The organism is Streptomyces sp. P3, assembly GCF_003032475.1.
Classification (GTDB): domain Bacteria; phylum Actinomycetota; class Actinomycetes; order Streptomycetales; family Streptomycetaceae; genus Streptomyces.
In genome coordinates, this window is the sequence record NZ_CP028369.1 from 955,612 (window position 1) to 970,524 (window position 14,913).

Sequence of the window (14,913 nt, forward strand, 5' to 3'; positions counted from 1 at the left end):
GAACACAGGGACATGAAGAGCACGACGGACGAGGCGCTCGGGTACGAGCAGGCCCGCGACGAGCTGATCGAGGTCGTACGGCGTCTGGAGGCGGGGGGCACGACGCTGGAGGAGTCCCTCGCCCTCTGGGAGCGTGGGGAGGAGCTGGCCAAGGTGTGCCGGCGCTGGCTGGAAGGCGCCCGGGAGCGGCTGGACGCGGCGCTCGCCGAGGAGGAGGGGACCTCGGAGGAGCAGTGAGCCGGGCCGCAGCCCGGTACCGGCCGCAGATCGGTCCCGACCGCAGCTCGGTCCCGGCCGGGGACGGCCGACTCCTGGGACGGGGTGCCGGCGACCCCTGCGACGGAGGGGAGGGCGACCCCGGCGCCAGGTGCGGGCCGCCGCACGCCAGGGTGCGGGCGACCCCCGGGTCGCGGGGGTGGCTGTACGGGTGATGTGAAGCGGATCACCCCGCCCCCATCTTTGTTGAAAGTTGAACTTACCTCCCGTACTGTCGGTGCCGTCAGCCGATCCGGACCACGGTCCGGTACCGGATCAGGACGCCATCAGAAGGAAGCCCCCGCATGTCTCTCGTTCTTGACGCCGCCGCCCAGGACCTGCTGTTCCGCGAGGCTCGCACCGCGAACACCTTCACCGACGAGCCGGTGACCGACGAGCAGGTCCAGGCGATCTACGACCTCGTCAAGTACGGCCCGACGGCGTTCAACCAGACCCCGCTGCGCGTCACCCTGGTCCGCTCCCCCGAGGCCCGCGAGCGCCTGGTGCGGCACATGGCCGAGGGCAACCAGGCCAAGACCTCCACCGCCCCGCTGGTCGCGATCCTCTCCGCGGACAACGAGTTCCACGAGGAGCTGCCCACCCTGTTCCCGGCCTTCCCGCAGGCCAAGGAGCTCTTCTTCAGCGAGCGCCCGGCCCGCGAGGGCGCCGCCGCCCTGAACGCCGCCCTCCAGGCCGCGTACTTCATCATCGGCGTCCGCGCCGCCGGCCTCGCCGCCGGCCCGATGACCGGCGTGGACCTCGAGGGCGTCCGCAAGGAGTTCCTCGACGACGACCACACCCCGCTGATGGTCGTCAACATCGGCAAGCCGGGCGAGGGCGCCTGGTACCCGCGCTCTCCGCGCCTGGCCTACGACGAGGTCGTCACCACCGTCTGAGACCGCTGACCCACGAGGAGGCCCCCGGCAGTGCGCCGGGGGCCTCCTCGTACGTCCGGGGCGCTCACGCCAGCTTCAGCGCGCCGGCCATCGTCGAGAGCGGGCCGAAGCCGGCCGTGCCCGCGACCACCGTGGTGGAGCCGCCGGCGTCCTTCAGCACGAGCGCGTCGTAGCGGCCACCGGTGTAGCGGATCCAGGTGCGCCCGCCGATCTGCTCGGTGACCTTGGTCTCGGTCGCCCCCTGGCTGGCTTCCTCGATGAACTGCGAGCGCCGCTGGGTGGACTGCTCGATGGTCACGTACTCCCCCTCGGGGGTGTGGAAACCGAGGTGCCACGCGTCGAATTCGTCGCCCCGGAAACGCACCGAGGTGGCCTTCCAGCTGCTCGGCAGGCCCTCGGGCGCGGCCACCGGGTACGACGCCGCGCGGCGCGCCGTGAGGAGTTCGACGCGGTAGTCGACCCGCTTGACGTCGGGAGCGCGGTCGTCGTGAGGGATGAAGAGATAGATCACCCACGCCGCGATCATGATGAGCCCCAGGGAGAGGATCATGTCCCGGGCCGTCTTCTGCCTGCCGTTCGAACCTGCCACGCCCCTATCGTCGCAGGTGCCCGATGCGCTCATCCGTGGGGTCCCCTGCTCATTTTGTCGGACTGACGATAGAGTCGGAGATCGAACCCTCATCCGGCCGTCGTCGTATCAGTCAGAAAGGTGCGCTCCGATGACCGAGCATCATCACTTGCCGTCCGAACTCGATGTCCCCTCCGAGGCCCCGGACCGCAACCTCGCCCTGGAGCTCGTCCGGGTGACCGAAGCGGCCGCGATGGCCGCCGGCCGCTGGGTGGGACGCGGGGACAAGAACGGCGCCGACGGCGCCGCGGTACGCGCGATGCGGACCCTCGTCTCCACCGTGTCGATGAACGGCGTGGTCGTCATCGGCGAGGGCGAGAAGGACGAAGCCCCGATGCTCTTCAACGGCGAGCGCGTCGGCGACCAGACCGGCCCCGAGGTCGACATCGCCGTCGACCCCATCGACGGCACCACGCTGACCGCGAAGGGGATGCCGAACGCGATCGCCGTCCTCGCGGCCACCGAGCGCGGCGCGATGTTCGACCCGTCCGCCGTGTTCTACATGGACAAGCTGGTCACCGGCCCCGAGGCCGCCGAGTTCGTCGACATCAACGCGCCCGTCGACGTCAACATCCGCCGGGTGGCGAAGGCCAAGCGGGCCACGCCGGAGGACGTCACCGTCGTCATCCTGGACCGGCCGCGGCACGCGGGCATCATCGAGGAGATCCGGGCGACCGGGGCGCGCATCAAGCTGATCTCCGACGGCGACGTGGCCGGCTCGATCCTGGCGCTGCGCGAGGGCACCGGCGTCGACCTGCTGCTCGGCATCGGCGGCACCCCCGAGGGCATCATCTCGGCATGCGCCGTGAAGTGCCTGGGGGGCGTCATCCAGGGCAAGCTCTGGCCCAAGGACGACGAGGAGCGGCAGCGGGCGATCGACGCCGGGCACGACCTCGACCGGGTGCTGACCACCGAGGATCTGGTGACCGGCGAGAACGTGTTCTTCGTCGCCACCGGCATCACCGACGGTGAACTGCTGCGGGGCGTCCGGTACCGGTCGGAGACCGCGACCACCGACTCGATCGTGATGCGGTCGAAGTCCGGGACGGTCCGGCGGATCGACTCCGAGCACCGGCTGAGCAAGCTGCGGGCCTACAGCGCGGTCGACTTCGACCGGGCCAAGTAGGCCGCCGGCCCGACAGGGCCGGAAAGCAGCCGAGGAGGGCGCCCCCGGTGCGGAGGGGGCGCCCTTCGTTCATCCCGCCTGGGCTATGCGGTCCGCGGCGCGCACCGTCTTCTGCAGTTCCACGTCGCGGCGGCGCCGCCGGGCGAGGACCACCCGGCGCTCGGCGGCGGTCAGACCGCCCCAGACACCGTAGGGCTCGGGCTGCAGCAGCGCGTGCTCGCGGCACTCGACCATGACGGGACAGCGTGCGCACACCCGCTTCGCCGCTTCCTCCCGGGAGAGCCGGGCGGCCGTGGGCTCCTTGGAGGGGGCGAAGAACAGACCCGCCTCGTCGCGCCGGCACACCGCGTCGGTGTGCCAGGGGTCGTCCTGGTCCCTGTCGCGCCCTGGCACCCGCCGGGCCGGGACGGCGGCGACCTGCAGGGGCGAATGCGGCGGTTGCAGCACGGGTCTTCTCCTGACGACGGCTTCGCGAGCGAGAGACGATGCAGCAGGCCTACCCGCTGTGCGCGTGCCTATGCACTGAGTTCCCAACCGTCGCCGCCGGGGGACACGCGCGCCGTCGGACGACCGTCACCGGTCCAGATGCCTGCGCAGACTCCGGTCCACCTTGTCCTGGACCCGATCGAGAATGTCCGCCACGAGCTTGCCCCGCTTCGGCCGTCCCTCGATGTTGCCCAGCACCGCCCAACCGTCGACGTACACCACCGGGGCGTCGGACTGCGGGGAGTCGAGCGCGTCCACCTCGAAGTTGCCGAGGACCGCGCCGCCGGTGCCGCGCAGCGAGACGTTCTCCGGGACGCGGACCTCCACGTTGCCGAAGACCGAGAACGCCTTGATCACCACCTGCTGGTACTCGAAGAGCGCCTCGGTGAGGTCGATCTCGACGGTGCCGAAGACCGCGTACGCGTGGATGCGGCGGCCGGCGCGCCAGCGGCCCCGGCGGACGGCGCTGCTGAAGACCGCGACCACGTTGTCGTCGGGGTCGGCGGGGATCGCGCCCGCCGCGGGCCGGCCGGGAACGGAGGCGGGTGCGGCGCGCCGCTCGTGCGCCGCGGGCAGGTCCCGGACGAACGCCTGCAGCTCGCCGACCGTCTTGGCGGCCAGCACGCCCTCGACCCGTTCGGCGTGCTCGTCGGCGGTCAGCCGGCCCTCCGCGAGGGCCTCGCGGAGCATGTCGGCGATACGGTCCCGGTCGGCGTCCGAGGCGCGCAGCTCGGCGGCCGGCGTGGGTGCGGCGGTCTGCTTCTGAAGGTCCACGACAGCAGCGTACCGACACACGATAGATCGCGATAGCCCCGGCCGCCGCCGGGCCGCGGCGACCACTGAGCCCTACCTCACAGGCTCGCCGCCGGGGGCAGGTCCTACGCTGGTGGGCGCCCGCCGATGGAGGCGGGCGCCGTCCGTCGAGTGAGGAATGGGCACCGATGCCTGAGTTCGCGTACACCGATCTGCTCCCCCAGGGAGAGGACACCACCCCGTACCGGCTGGTGACCTCCGAAGGTGTCTCCACCTTCGAGGCCGACGGGCGGACGTTCCTCAAGGTGGAGCCGGAGGCGCTGCGCAAGCTCGCCGCCGAGGCGATCCACGACATCCAGCACTACCTGCGCCCCGCGCACCTCGCGCAGCTGCGCCGGATCATCGACGACCCCGAGGCGTCCGGCAACGACAAGTTCGTCGCGCTGGACCTGCTGAAGAACGCGAACATCGCGGCCGCCGGCGTGCTGCCGATGTGCCAGGACACCGGCACCGCGATCGTCATGGGCAAGCGCGGGCAGAACGTCCTCACCGAGGGCGGCGACGAGGCTGCGCTGAGCCGCGGCATCTACGACGCCTACCTGAACCTCAACCTGCGCTACTCGCAGATGGCTCCGCTCACGATGTGGGAGGAGAAGAACACCGGCTCCAACCTCCCGGCACAGATCGAGCTGTACGCGACCGACGGCGGCGCCTACAAGTTCCTGTTCATGGCCAAGGGCGGCGGCTCCGCCAACAAGAGCTTCCTCTACCAGGAGACCAAGGCCGTCCTGAACGAGGCCTCCATGATGAAGTTCCTGGAGGAGAAGATCCGTTCACTGGGCACGGCCGCCTGCCCGCCGTACCACCTGGCGATCGTCGTCGGTGGCACCTCCGCCGAGTACGCGCTGAAGACCGCCAAGTACGCCTCCGCGCACTACCTGGACGAGATCCCGGCCGAGGGCTCCCCGCTCGGCCACGGCTTCCGGGACAAGGACCTGGAGGAGAAGGTCTTCGAGCTGACGCAGCGCATCGGCATCGGCGCGCAGTTCGGCGGCAAGTACTTCTGCCACGACGTGCGGGTGGTCCGTCTGCCGCGGCACGGCGCCTCCTGCCCGGTCGCGATCGCCGTGTCCTGCTCGGCCGACCGCCAGGCCGTCGCGAAGATCACCGCCGAGGGTGTCTTCCTCGAGCAGCTCGAGACCGACCCGGCGCGGTTCCTGCCCGACACCACGGACGAGCACCTGGACGAGTCCGGTGACGTCGTGCGGATCGACCTGAACCAGCCGATGGACGCCATCCTGGCCGAGCTGACGAAGTATCCGGTCAAGACCCGCCTGTCGCTGTCCGGTCCGCTGGTGGTGGCCCGCGACATCGCGCACGCCAAGATCAAGGAGCGGCTGGACGCGGGCGAGGAGATGCCCCAGTACCTCAAGGACCACCCGGTGTACTACGCCGGTCCCGCGAAGACCCCCGAGGGGTACGCGTCCGGCTCGTTCGGCCCGACCACGGCGGGCCGCATGGACTCCTACGTCGAGCAGTTCCAGGCGGCGGGCGGCTCCAAGGTGATGCTGGCCAAGGGCAACCGCTCGCAGCAGGTCACCGACGCCTGCGGCAGCCACGGCGGCTTCTACCTGGGCTCGATCGGCGGGCCGGCCGCGCGCCTCGCGCAGGACTGCATCAAGAAGGTCGAGGTCGTCGAGTACGAGGAGCTCGGCATGGAGGCCGTCTGGAAGATCGAGGTCGAGGACTTCCCGGCGTTCGTCGTCGTCGACGACAAGGGCAACGACTTCTTCAAGAACCCCGCCCCCGCGCCGACGTTCACGTCGATCCCGGTCCGGGGGCCGGGGCTGGGCTGACGTCGCGGGCGTACCGGCGCACGGGCGCACCGGTACGCCCCCGCTCGTCCCCCTGCGCGGTGGCCCGAACGGCCGCGCGCCAGGAACAAGCGGGGCGCCCCGCACGCTGTACGGGTCATGAGCGACTACCGCATCGAGCACGACTCCATGGGCGAGGTCCGGGTGCCCGCCGAGGCCAAGTGGCGGGCGCAGACCCAGCGTGCCGTCGAGAACTTCCCCGTCTCCGGGCAGCGCCTCGAGCGGGCGCACATCGAGGCGCTCGCCCGGATCAAGGGGGCGGCGGCGAAGGTCAACGCCGGGCTCGGGGTGCTCGACGGGGAAATCGCCGAGGCGATCCAGGAGGCGGCCCGCGAGGTGGCCGAGGGGAAGTGGGACGAGCACTTCCCCGTGGACGTGTTCCAGACGGGGTCCGGCACATCGTCCAACATGAACGCCAACGAGGTGCTCGCCACCCTGGCCGGCGAACGGCTGGGCCGCGAGGTGCACCCCAACGACCACGTCAATGCCTCGCAGTCCTCCAACGACGTCTTCCCGTCCTCGATCCACATCGCCGCCACCGCCGCCGTCACACGTGATCTGATCCCCGCCCTGGAGCACCTGGCCGACGCCCTGGGCCGCAAGGCGGAGGAGTTCGCCGACGTCGTGAAGTCGGGACGGACCCACCTCATGGACGCCACGCCCGTCACCCTCGGCCAGGAGTTCGGCGGTTACGCCGCCCAGGTGCGATACGGCGTCGAGCGGCTCACCGCCTCCCTGCCCCGGCTCGCCGAGCTCCCGCTGGGCGGCACGGCCGTCGGCACCGGCATCAACACGCCGCCCGGTTTCTCCGCCGCCGTCATCGAGGAGGTCGCCCGGAGCACCGGGCTGCCGCTGACCGAGGCGCGCGACCACTTCGAGGCCCAGGGCGCGCGGGACGGGATCGTCGAGACCAGCGGGCAGCTGCGGACCGTCGCGGTGGGCCTCACGAAGATCGCCAACGATCTGCGGTGGATGGCCTCCGGGCCGCGTACCGGACTGGCCGAGATCAGCCTCCCCGACCTCCAGCCCGGATCCTCGATCATGCCCGGCAAGGTCAACCCGGTGATCCCGGAGGCCGTCCTGATGGTCGCCGCGCAGGTCGTCGGCAACGACGCGACGGTGGCCACGGCGGGCGCGGCGGGCAACTTCGAGCTGAACGTCATGCTGCCGGTGATCGCGAAGAACGTGCTGGAGTCGGTCCGGCTGCTCGCCAACGTGTCGCGGCTGCTCGCCGACCGCACCGTCGACGGGATCGTCGCCCACCGCGAACGCGCCCGCGAGTACGCCGAGTCCTCGCCCTCCGTCGTCACCCCGCTGAACAAGTACATCGGGTACGAGGAGGCCGCGAAGGTGGCCAAGAAGGCGCTCGCGGAGCGCAGGACGATCCGCGAGACGGTCCTCGCGGGCGGATACGTGGAACGCGGGGACCTGACGGTCCAGCAGCTCGACGAGGCCCTGGATGTCCTGCGGATGACGCGCCCGTGACCTTTCACGCCCCGGCGTGAGAACCGTGTCACGCGCCGCAGCGTCATATGGCCATGGCACCTAATATCTCTGCATGGCAGAAGGTGAAGCGGTGAGACGCGTGGGATCGGGCGATGCGACGGCCTTCTGGGCGCCCGGGGACCGGATCCTGTGGCGCTACCGGGAGAACGGCGGCGCGGGCTTCCACATCGCCCGCCCGGTCACCGTGGTGCGCGACGACGCGCAGGTGCTGGCGGTCTGGCTCGCGCCGGGCACCGAGTGCGTCAAGCCGGTGCTCGCGGACGGCACACCGCCGCACCGGGAGCCGCTGCGCACCCGCTACACCAAACCGCGCACGGTGCAGCGCGACCGCTGGTTCGGCACCGGTGTGCTGAAGCTGGCCCGGCCGGGCGAGCCCTGGTCGGTGTGGCTCTTCTGGGAGCCGGGCTGGCAGTTCAAGAACTGGTACGTCAACCTGGAGGAGCCGCTTGTCCGTTGGGACGGCGGAGTGGACTCCGAGGACCACTTTCTGGACATCTGCGTCTACCCCGATCACAGTTGGGGCTGGCGCGACGAGGACGAGTTCGCGCAGGCCCAGCAGGACGGACTGATGGACCGGACGGTCGCCGAACAGGTGCTGCTGGCGGGCCGCGGGGCGCTGGAAACGATCCGCGCCTGGGGGCCGCCGTTCGACGAGGGCTGGCAGCACTGGCGCCCGGATCCGTCCTGGGCCGTACCGTTGCTGCCGGAGGACTGGGACCGTACGCCCGCGCACATGTCCACATGAGACCCTTGATGCGCCCCCGGGCAACAAACGTAGGATCGTCCTCCGCAAGGCACGCTGGCAGTAACTCCCGGAGCAGTCGCCGGGTCTGACCGAACGTCACCGAGGGGCGGCAGGACGTGAGCGAGGGGTACGAGGGCAACACCGGCCGCACGCTCCGCGTCGGCCACCCGGGCCGCGAGCGGTCCACCGATGACACAGGAACAACCTCTGACCACGCGGGAATTCCGTTCCGGGGGCACGTATTCCGGGTATCGGGTTTCCTGCGGGACCAACTGCGCGCGCGGCGCGCAGCCCCGGACGGACGGATTCGACACGCGTGACGGAGCAGCCCACCTCCTACGAACGCCCCCAGGGCGTCGACCCCACGGACCCCCGTGGGGCACTCCTGCATACTCCGGCCCCCGCGCCGGGCCCGTCCGCCTTACCGCCCGACGCCTCGGGTACGACGACGTGCGGCAAGGGCGGAAAGGGCGACATGGGCGGCCAGGGAGCCACGGGTAAGGACGCGGCCGACGCGGAGGCGGGTGCGGGCGCCGAGCACTCCCAGCCCTCGGCGACCGCGGAGTCCGACACGCACCGGCCGCGCCCGGCGCCCGAGTCGATTCCGGCCCAGCCGGGCGGTGACGGGCACCAGGAGCGCGGTCCCGGCGGGCAGGAGCGGCGCGCCGGCGTCGGGGTGACGCCCGGCCGGCCCACGCCCATGCGGCGGGAGGGCGACCGGCTGCGGTTCGTGGGCGCCGCCACCCGGCGGATCGCCCGCGGTCTGGACCTGGACGAGATCGTGATGGGGCTGTGCCGGGCCACCGTGCCGACCTTCTCCGACGCGATCCTCGTCTATCTGCGCGATCCGCTGCCGGTCGGCGACGAGCGGCCCGTGGCGGACCGCATCATGCTGCGGCTGCGCCGCACCGACCGGATCCCGGAGGAGCGGGACACCGAGACCGGTTTCGCGGCGCTGGCCCTGCCGCTCCCGGAGCCGGCGGAGCTGACCGCGGAGCTGTCGGCCTCGGTCGGCGACATGTGCGAGGTGCGGCCCGGCGGGGCGCTCGCGGAGGTGCTGCGCGGGGTGCGTCCGGTGTTCGCCGACCATCCGGCCGCACGCGCCGCGCTGCCCGAACTCCTGGGCACGGACAGCACCTTGGCGGTGCCGGGCGGTCAGCGGGCCATCCTGGCCCCGCTGCGGGGCCGTCGCCGGGTGATCGGCGCCGCGGTGTTCCTGCGCCGTCCGGAGCGCATCCCGTTCGAGAACGACGACCTGCTGGTGGCCGCCCAGCTCGCCACCCACAGCGCCCTGGGCATCGACAAGGCGGTGCTGTACGACCGTGAGGCGTACATCGCCGACGAACTGCAGCGCACGATGCTGCCGGAGACCCTGCCGCGTCCCACGGGCGTGCGGCTGGCCTCCCGGTACCTTCCGGCGGCGGAGACCGCGCGGGTCGGCGGCGACTGGTACGACGCCATCCCGCTGCCCGGCAGCCGGGTGGCGCTGGTGGTGGGCGACGTCATGGGGCACTCCATGACGTCGGCGGCCATCATGGGTCAGCTGCGCACCACGGCGCAGACGCTCGCCGGTCTCGACCTGCCGCCGCAGGAGGTTCTGCACCACCTCGACGAGCAGGCCCAGCGGCTGGGCACCGACCGTATGGCGACCTGCCTGTACGCCGTCTACGACCCGGTCGCGCACCGCATCACCATCGCCAACGCCGGCCATCCGCCGCCCATCCTGCTGCATCTGGGCGGCCGGGCGGAGGTGCTGCGGGTTCCGCCGGGCGCGCCGATCGGCGTCGGCGGGGTCGACTTCGAGGCGGTGGAGCTGGACGCGCCGGCCGGGGCGACGCTGCTGCTGTACACCGACGGCCTGGTGGAGTCCCGGCTGCGGGACGTGGCGACGGGCATAGAGCAGCTGCGGGAGAAACTCGCGGCCACCGCGCAGCTCACCGGCCCCGACCATCCGCCGCCGCTGGAGGCGCTGTGCGACGAGGTGCTCGACATGCTCGGCCCGGGCGACCGGGACGACGACATCGCGCTGCTCGCCGCCCGCTTCGACGGGATCGCGCCGAGCGACGTGGGGTACTGGCTGCTGGAACCGGAGGACGCGGCGCCGGGCCGGGCCCGTCGGCTGGCCCGGCGGGCGCTGTGCCGGTGGGGTCTGGAGGACATGTCCGACTCGGTGGAGCTGCTGGTCAGCGAGGTCGTCACCAATGCGGTGCGGTATGCCTCGCGGCCGGTGACGCTGCGGCTGCTGCGCACCGACGTGCTGCGCTGCGAGGTCGGGGACGACGTGCCGCAGTTGCCCAGGCTGCGGCAGGCCCGGGCGACAGACGAGGGTGGTCGTGGTCTCTACCTGGTCAACCGGCTTGCCCGGCGCTGGGGTGCGACGCGGCTGAGCACCGGCAAGGTGGTCTGGTTCGAGCTGAACCGGGGGTAGGCGGCACAGGGCCTCCCGCCCACGGAAGGTCCGCCGAAGTGTGACGCAGAGAGGGGCGCCCGGAGATCTCCGGGCGCCCCTCCGCGCTGTTCCCGTGCGCCTGCGCTACTGGCCCACGAGCGGGTTCGCGGGATCACCCGGTCCGGTGGGCGGTTGGTCCGGGCTCGGTTCCGTGGAGTTGCCGCCCGTCGGCGACGTGCTCGGCTTCGGCGACGAGGACGGCGACGAGGACGGCGACGTGCTCGGCTTCGGCGACGAGGACGGCGACGAGGACGGCTTGGGCGACGAGGACGGCGACGAACTCGGCTTCGGCGACGAGGACGGCGACGGTGGCGCCGTGCGGACCGCCGCGCCCTGGTCGGTGTCCAGGTCGAACTTGCTGACCTCGGTCGAGACGCCGAAGGTGTACGTCGCCCAGATCTGCGCCGGGAAGGTACCGCCGTTGATCCGGCCCGCGGTGCCGGTCAGGCCCGTCGTCGCACCGGTCAGCGGCACCTGCGCGTGGGTCTTGGCATCCTCGCCGAACAGGCCGACGGAGGTCACCAGGTCGGGGGTGTAGCCGGTGAACCAGGCGGACTTGTTGTTGTCGGAGGTTCCCGTCTTGCCGGCCACCTTCTGGCCCTTGCGCAACGGGTTGTCACGCACGGACTTCCTGGCGGTGCCGTCGTCGACCACGCCGGTGAGGACCGAGGTGACGGAGTCGGCGGCCTCCCTGTCGATCACCTGGCCGCCGATGGCCTTGGCGAGCTTGAACGACGGGTGGGCGCTGTTCTGCGCCGACTTGATGATCGTCGGGGTGACCTTCTTGCCGTGGTTGTCGAGGGTGGCGTAGACGCCGGCCATCTGCAGGGGGCTCGCGCTCATGGTGCCCAGGGTCTGGGCCGGCACGGCCTTCAGGCCCTTGGTGTCCATGCCGAGGTTGCCGGCGACCTTCAGCACCTCGGGCATGCCGACGTCGACGCCCATCTGCGCGAAGACGGAGTTGATCGACTGGTTCAGCGCCGTCTGGACGGTGACGTCGCCGTAGTCCTGGTCGTCCTCGTTCTCCGGCGCGAAGCCGATGTCGCTGCCGACGACGGGGCGCTTGCTGGTGCCGTCGTAGATGGTGTCGGCCGTGATCTGCTCGCCCTTCTGGGTCTTGGCGTTCTCGTCGAAGGCCGCGGCGAGGATCACGGGCTTGAAGGTGGAGGCGGGCTGGTAGTCGGTGCGGGTGGCGTTGTTGACGAAGTGGTCGGTGTAGCCCACGCCGCCGTACATCGCCTCGACCGCGCCCGTCTTCGGGTTCACGGACACCGCGCCGGCCTGGACGTTGCCGTCGACCTTGCGCTTCTTCTTGTCGAGCTTGCTGGTGAGCTGTTCCTTGACCGTCTCTTCGAGCTTCTTCTGCTTGCCCTTGTCGATGTTCAGCTCGATGTTCCAGCCGCCCTTGCGCACCAGGGCGTTGGCCGACTCGAGATCGTCGGCGGCGCCCTGGGCGACGAGCTGGCGGGCCAGTTCGGCGTTGGCCGCGTCGACCAGGTAGCCGACCTGACCCTCCTTGCCGGGGGCGGGCTTCGGGTCCAGGGGGACCGGGAACTTCATGGCGTCGCGTTCCGACTTCTTCAGCCAGTCCTGCTCGACCATGTTGTCCAGGACGTAGTTCCAGCGGGCCGTGACCAGGCGTTTGCCCGTGGGGGAGGCGGCGGCCCAGTCGTACTGGCTGGGCGCCTGCAGCAGCGCGGCGAGGTAGGCGCCCTGCGCGACGGACAGCTTGTCGGCGTCGACGCGGTAGTAGGCCTGGGCGGCGGCCTGGATGCCGTACGCGCCGCGGCCGTAGTAACTGGTGTTGATGTAGCCGGCCAGGATGTAGTCCTTGGACTCCTCCCGGTCCAGCTTGAGGGAGATGACCAGTTCCTTCAGCTTGCGCGTGACGGTCTGTTCCTGGCTCAGGTAGTAGTTCTTGACGTACTGCTGGGTGATCGTCGAACCGCCCTGCGCGCCCTTGCCCATGAGGGTGTTGAGGATGCCTCGGGTGGTGCCCTTGAAGTCGACGCCGGCGTCGGTGTAGAAGGTCTTGTTCTCGGCGGCGACGAAGGTGTGCTGGACGGCCTTGGGCACCGAGGCGAGGTCGACGTTCTCCCGGTTGACCGTGCCGTCGCGGGCGAGGATGGCGCCGCCGCCGTACTTGTAGACGTTGCTCTGCAGGTCGGCGTCGGGATTGCCCTTGGGGATCGGCGTGCTCATGTACAGCCAGACGAAGGCGCCGATCACGGCGACGGCGAGGCCGAGGAACGTGCCCAGTATCTTCTTCCAGGTGAAGATCCGGCGTATGAGGCTCTTGTCCTTCTTGCCGGCCTTCCCCGCCTTCCCCCTGCCGCCCTTGGCGCTCTTCTTCGCGCCTCTGCGGGCGGCCGCGCGACCGCCGGTCGCGGCGCCGGTCCCGCCGGTGGTCCCGGGTGCGGGGGGCGCCACCGACTCCGTCTCCGTCGAGCGGTTCCTGGGCGCCGCGCGGCGGCCACCGCGCTGTCGCGCTCGTCTCTCTTCCGCTCGTCCCATGAGTCCGCTCGCTCCGCTTCCTACTCGGCAGTCACACCAGTGCCCGGGGCAGGGCCAGGTCAGCTCAGAAAGCTAACACCGCTCTCCATGACGACGCGCTCCCGATCCGACCTTCGCAGGGCGTGAGAATGCGCACCCCGCACGGCGGAACCGGTAGAGCCTCCCCACCGATTCGACGTTCGAGAGGGGCTCAGGGTTGCCATCCCGAGGTAAAGTGATATCACTTAGCTAGACAGTCGATCACTGAATCAGCTGCTGACGAGAGACGGGGGACCACCATGTCCGCACACGACCCTTCGGCCACCGCCGAGCACACCCACGCCGCCGACACCGCCGACGCGCCCGAGATGCCCGCCCCGCGCGTGCACGAGTTCCCCGCGCACAGCGTGGGCGGCGGGGCCGCGCTGCTGCTCGGCCTGCTCGGCCTGCTGGCCGGCGGCGGGACGATCGCCGCGGGCGCCGTGGCGACCGCGGCCGCCCTCAAGGGCGCGCTGATCGCCCTCGGCATCATCGTCGCGGTGGCCGCGTTCCTCGCCATGTGCGGGCTGAACACGGTGGCGCCGGGCGAGGCCCGCGTGGTGCAGCTCTTCGGCCGCTACCGCGGCACCATCCGCGAGGACGGACTGCGCTGGGTGAACCCGTTCACCTCGCGCGAGAAGATCTCCACCCGGGTCCGCAATCACGAGACGGCCGTGCTCAAGGTCAACGACGCCTACGGCAACCCGATCGAACTCGCCGCGGTCGTGGTGTGGAACGTGAAGGACACCGCGCAGGCCTCCTTCGAGGTGGACGACTTCCTGGAGTTCGTCTCCACCCAGACCGAGGCGGCCGTGCGGCACATCGCCATCGAGTACCCCTACGACTCGCACGACGAGGACGGGCTCTCGCTGCGCGGCAACGCCGAGGAGATCACCGAGAAGCTGGCCGTGGAGCTCCACGCGCGCGTGGAGGCGGCCGGTGTGCGGATCATAGAGTCCCGCTTCACCCACCTCGCCTACGCTCCCGAGATCGCCTCGGCCATGCTCCAGCGCCAGCAGGCGGGCGCGGTGGTCGCGGCCCGGCGGGAGATCGTCGACGGGGCGGTGGGGATGGTCGAGGCCGCGCTCGGCCGGATCGCCGAGCAGGGCATCGTGGAACTGGACGAGGAGCGGAAGGCGGCGATGGTGTCCAACCTGATGGTGGTGCTGTGCGGGGACCGCGCGCCCCAGCCGGTGCTGAACACCGGAACCCTCTACCAGTGACCACCCCCTCCGGGGGGCCTGCCCCTCAGGGCCGGCCGCAGCGCAAGCAGGTGCTGCTGCGGCTGGACCCCGCGGTGTACGAGGCGCTGGCCCGGTGGGCCGGGGAGGACCTGCGGTCCGCCAACGCCCAGATCGAGTTCCTGCTGCGGCGGGCGCTGCGGGAGGCGGGGCGCCTGCCCGGCGACACCGGCCCCATGCCCCGCCGCGGCCGGCCCCCCGGCGGACGCCCACCCGGAGGAAGCCCGTCCGGAGGAGGTCCGGCGGGCGGGGCCCCGCCCGGGCCGCCGACGGCCTGAGTCCATCGCCCCGGACACCCGAGAGTCCGTACGGCTGTTGCAGAACGGTGACAACCGTCTCCCGCCTGCGTACCCCCACCCCACGCTGCCACCTGCGCACTCTGCGTATACACGCCGGGTATACACCGCATGTACAGTCGTTGG

13 protein-coding genes are annotated in these 14,913 nt (G+C 71.3%); 9 read left to right on the forward strand and 4 right to left on the reverse strand.

Annotation, left to right across the window (positions count from 1 at the left end; all coding sequences use genetic code 11):
• Positions 1 to 12: 12 nt before the first annotated feature.
• Together C6376_RS04090 and C6376_RS04095 are read left to right on the forward strand one after the other, a co-directional pair.
• On the forward strand, positions 13 to 237 hold the full coding sequence (locus tag C6376_RS04090) for an exodeoxyribonuclease VII small subunit (protein ID WP_107442139.1): 225 nt from the start codon (positions 13 to 15) through the stop codon (positions 235 to 237).
• A gap of 323 nt (positions 238 to 560) precedes the next feature.
• Positions 561 to 1,151 carry a malonic semialdehyde reductase gene (locus C6376_RS04095; RefSeq protein ID WP_107442140.1) on the forward strand — a complete coding sequence of 197 codons (591 nt, stop codon included), beginning with the start codon at positions 561 to 563 and terminating at the stop codon, positions 1,149 to 1,151.
• Between the two features lie 64 nt (positions 1,152 to 1,215).
• On the opposite strand, the gene C6376_RS04100 is transcribed toward C6376_RS04095, so the two are convergent.
• Positions 1,216 to 1,740, reverse strand: coding sequence for a DUF4245 domain-containing protein (locus tag C6376_RS04100; RefSeq protein ID WP_107442141.1), 525 nt, complete (start codon positions 1,738 to 1,740; stop codon positions 1,216 to 1,218).
• 130 nt (positions 1,741 to 1,870) lie between these two features.
• Between C6376_RS04100 and glpX the strand changes: the two genes are divergently transcribed.
• Positions 1,871 to 2,905 carry a class II fructose-bisphosphatase gene (gene glpX / locus C6376_RS04105; protein WP_107442142.1) on the forward strand — a complete coding sequence of 345 codons (1,035 nt, stop codon included), beginning with the start codon at positions 1,871 to 1,873 and terminating at the stop codon, positions 2,903 to 2,905.
• 69 nt (positions 2,906 to 2,974) lie between these two features.
• On the opposite strand, the gene C6376_RS04110 is transcribed toward glpX, so the two are convergent.
• Positions 2,975 to 3,352: a WhiB family transcriptional regulator gene (locus C6376_RS04110; protein ID WP_107442143.1), complete on the reverse strand. Its 378-nt coding sequence runs from the start codon at positions 3,350 to 3,352 to the stop codon at positions 2,975 to 2,977.
• Between the two features lie 126 nt (positions 3,353 to 3,478).
• The gene (locus tag C6376_RS04115; protein ID WP_107442144.1) at positions 3,479 to 4,165 is read right to left on the reverse strand and encodes a DUF1707 domain-containing protein; all 687 of its coding nucleotides are present in this window, start codon (positions 4,163 to 4,165) and stop codon (positions 3,479 to 3,481) included.
• A gap of 167 nt (positions 4,166 to 4,332) precedes the next feature.
• Between C6376_RS04115 and C6376_RS04120 the strand changes: the two genes are divergently transcribed.
• The 4 genes from C6376_RS04120 (at position 4,333) to C6376_RS04135 (ending at position 10,697) form a co-directional block, all read left to right on the forward strand.
• Complete coding sequence (locus C6376_RS04120; RefSeq protein WP_107442145.1) at positions 4,333 to 6,000, forward strand: fumarate hydratase; 1,668 nt, start codon at positions 4,333 to 4,335, stop codon at positions 5,998 to 6,000.
• Between the two features lie 117 nt (positions 6,001 to 6,117).
• Complete coding sequence (locus C6376_RS04125; RefSeq protein WP_107442146.1) at positions 6,118 to 7,503, forward strand: aspartate ammonia-lyase; 1,386 nt, start codon at positions 6,118 to 6,120, stop codon at positions 7,501 to 7,503.
• Positions 7,504 to 7,576: 73 nt separating this feature from the next.
• On the forward strand, positions 7,577 to 8,269 hold the full coding sequence (locus C6376_RS04130) for a DUF402 domain-containing protein (protein ID WP_173985577.1): 693 nt from the start codon (positions 7,577 to 7,579) through the stop codon (positions 8,267 to 8,269).
• A 316-nt stretch (positions 8,270 to 8,585) separates the two neighbouring features.
• Positions 8,586 to 10,697: an ATP-binding SpoIIE family protein phosphatase gene (locus C6376_RS04135; protein ID WP_107442148.1), complete on the forward strand. Its 2,112-nt coding sequence runs from the start codon at positions 8,586 to 8,588 to the stop codon at positions 10,695 to 10,697.
• A 105-nt stretch (positions 10,698 to 10,802) separates the two neighbouring features.
• On the opposite strand, the gene C6376_RS04140 is transcribed toward C6376_RS04135, so the two are convergent.
• Positions 10,803 to 13,232 carry a transglycosylase domain-containing protein gene (locus C6376_RS04140; protein ID WP_107442149.1) on the reverse strand — a complete coding sequence of 810 codons (2,430 nt, stop codon included), beginning with the start codon at positions 13,230 to 13,232 and terminating at the stop codon, positions 10,803 to 10,805.
• 278 nt (positions 13,233 to 13,510) lie between these two features.
• Between C6376_RS04140 and C6376_RS04145 the strand changes: the two genes are divergently transcribed.
• Together C6376_RS04145 and C6376_RS04150 are read left to right on the forward strand one after the other, a co-directional pair.
• Complete coding sequence (locus C6376_RS04145; protein ID WP_107442150.1) at positions 13,511 to 14,473, forward strand: SPFH domain-containing protein; 963 nt, start codon at positions 13,511 to 13,513, stop codon at positions 14,471 to 14,473.
• Positions 14,470 to 14,769, forward strand: coding sequence for a hypothetical protein (locus C6376_RS04150; RefSeq protein WP_107442151.1), 300 nt, complete (start codon positions 14,470 to 14,472; stop codon positions 14,767 to 14,769). The genes C6376_RS04145 and C6376_RS04150 overlap by 4 nt, the downstream gene beginning before the upstream one ends.
• The last annotated feature ends 144 nt before the right edge of the window (positions 14,770 to 14,913 follow it).

Excerpts from the sequence above, each read along its gene's own strand:
- C6376_RS04090 (WP_107442139.1), top strand. The coding sequence starts at position 13 with ATGAAGAGCACGACGGACGAGGCGCTCGGGTACGAGCAGGCCCGCGAC.
- C6376_RS04095 (WP_107442140.1), top strand. The coding sequence starts at position 561 with ATGTCTCTCGTTCTTGACGCCGCCGCCCAGGACCTGCTGTTCCGCGAG.
- glpX (WP_107442142.1), top strand. The coding sequence starts at position 1,871 with ATGACCGAGCATCATCACTTGCCGTCCGAACTCGATGTCCCCTCCGAG.
- C6376_RS04120 (WP_107442145.1), top strand. The coding sequence starts at position 4,333 with ATGCCTGAGTTCGCGTACACCGATCTGCTCCCCCAGGGAGAGGACACC.
- C6376_RS04125 (WP_107442146.1), top strand. The coding sequence starts at position 6,118 with ATGAGCGACTACCGCATCGAGCACGACTCCATGGGCGAGGTCCGGGTG.
- C6376_RS04130 (WP_173985577.1), top strand. The coding sequence starts at position 7,577 with ATGGCAGAAGGTGAAGCGGTGAGACGCGTGGGATCGGGCGATGCGACG.
- C6376_RS04140 (WP_107442149.1), bottom strand. The coding sequence starts at position 13,232 with ATGGGACGAGCGGAAGAGAGACGAGCGCGACAGCGCGGTGGCCGCCGC.
- C6376_RS04145 (WP_107442150.1), top strand. The coding sequence starts at position 13,511 with ATGTCCGCACACGACCCTTCGGCCACCGCCGAGCACACCCACGCCGCC.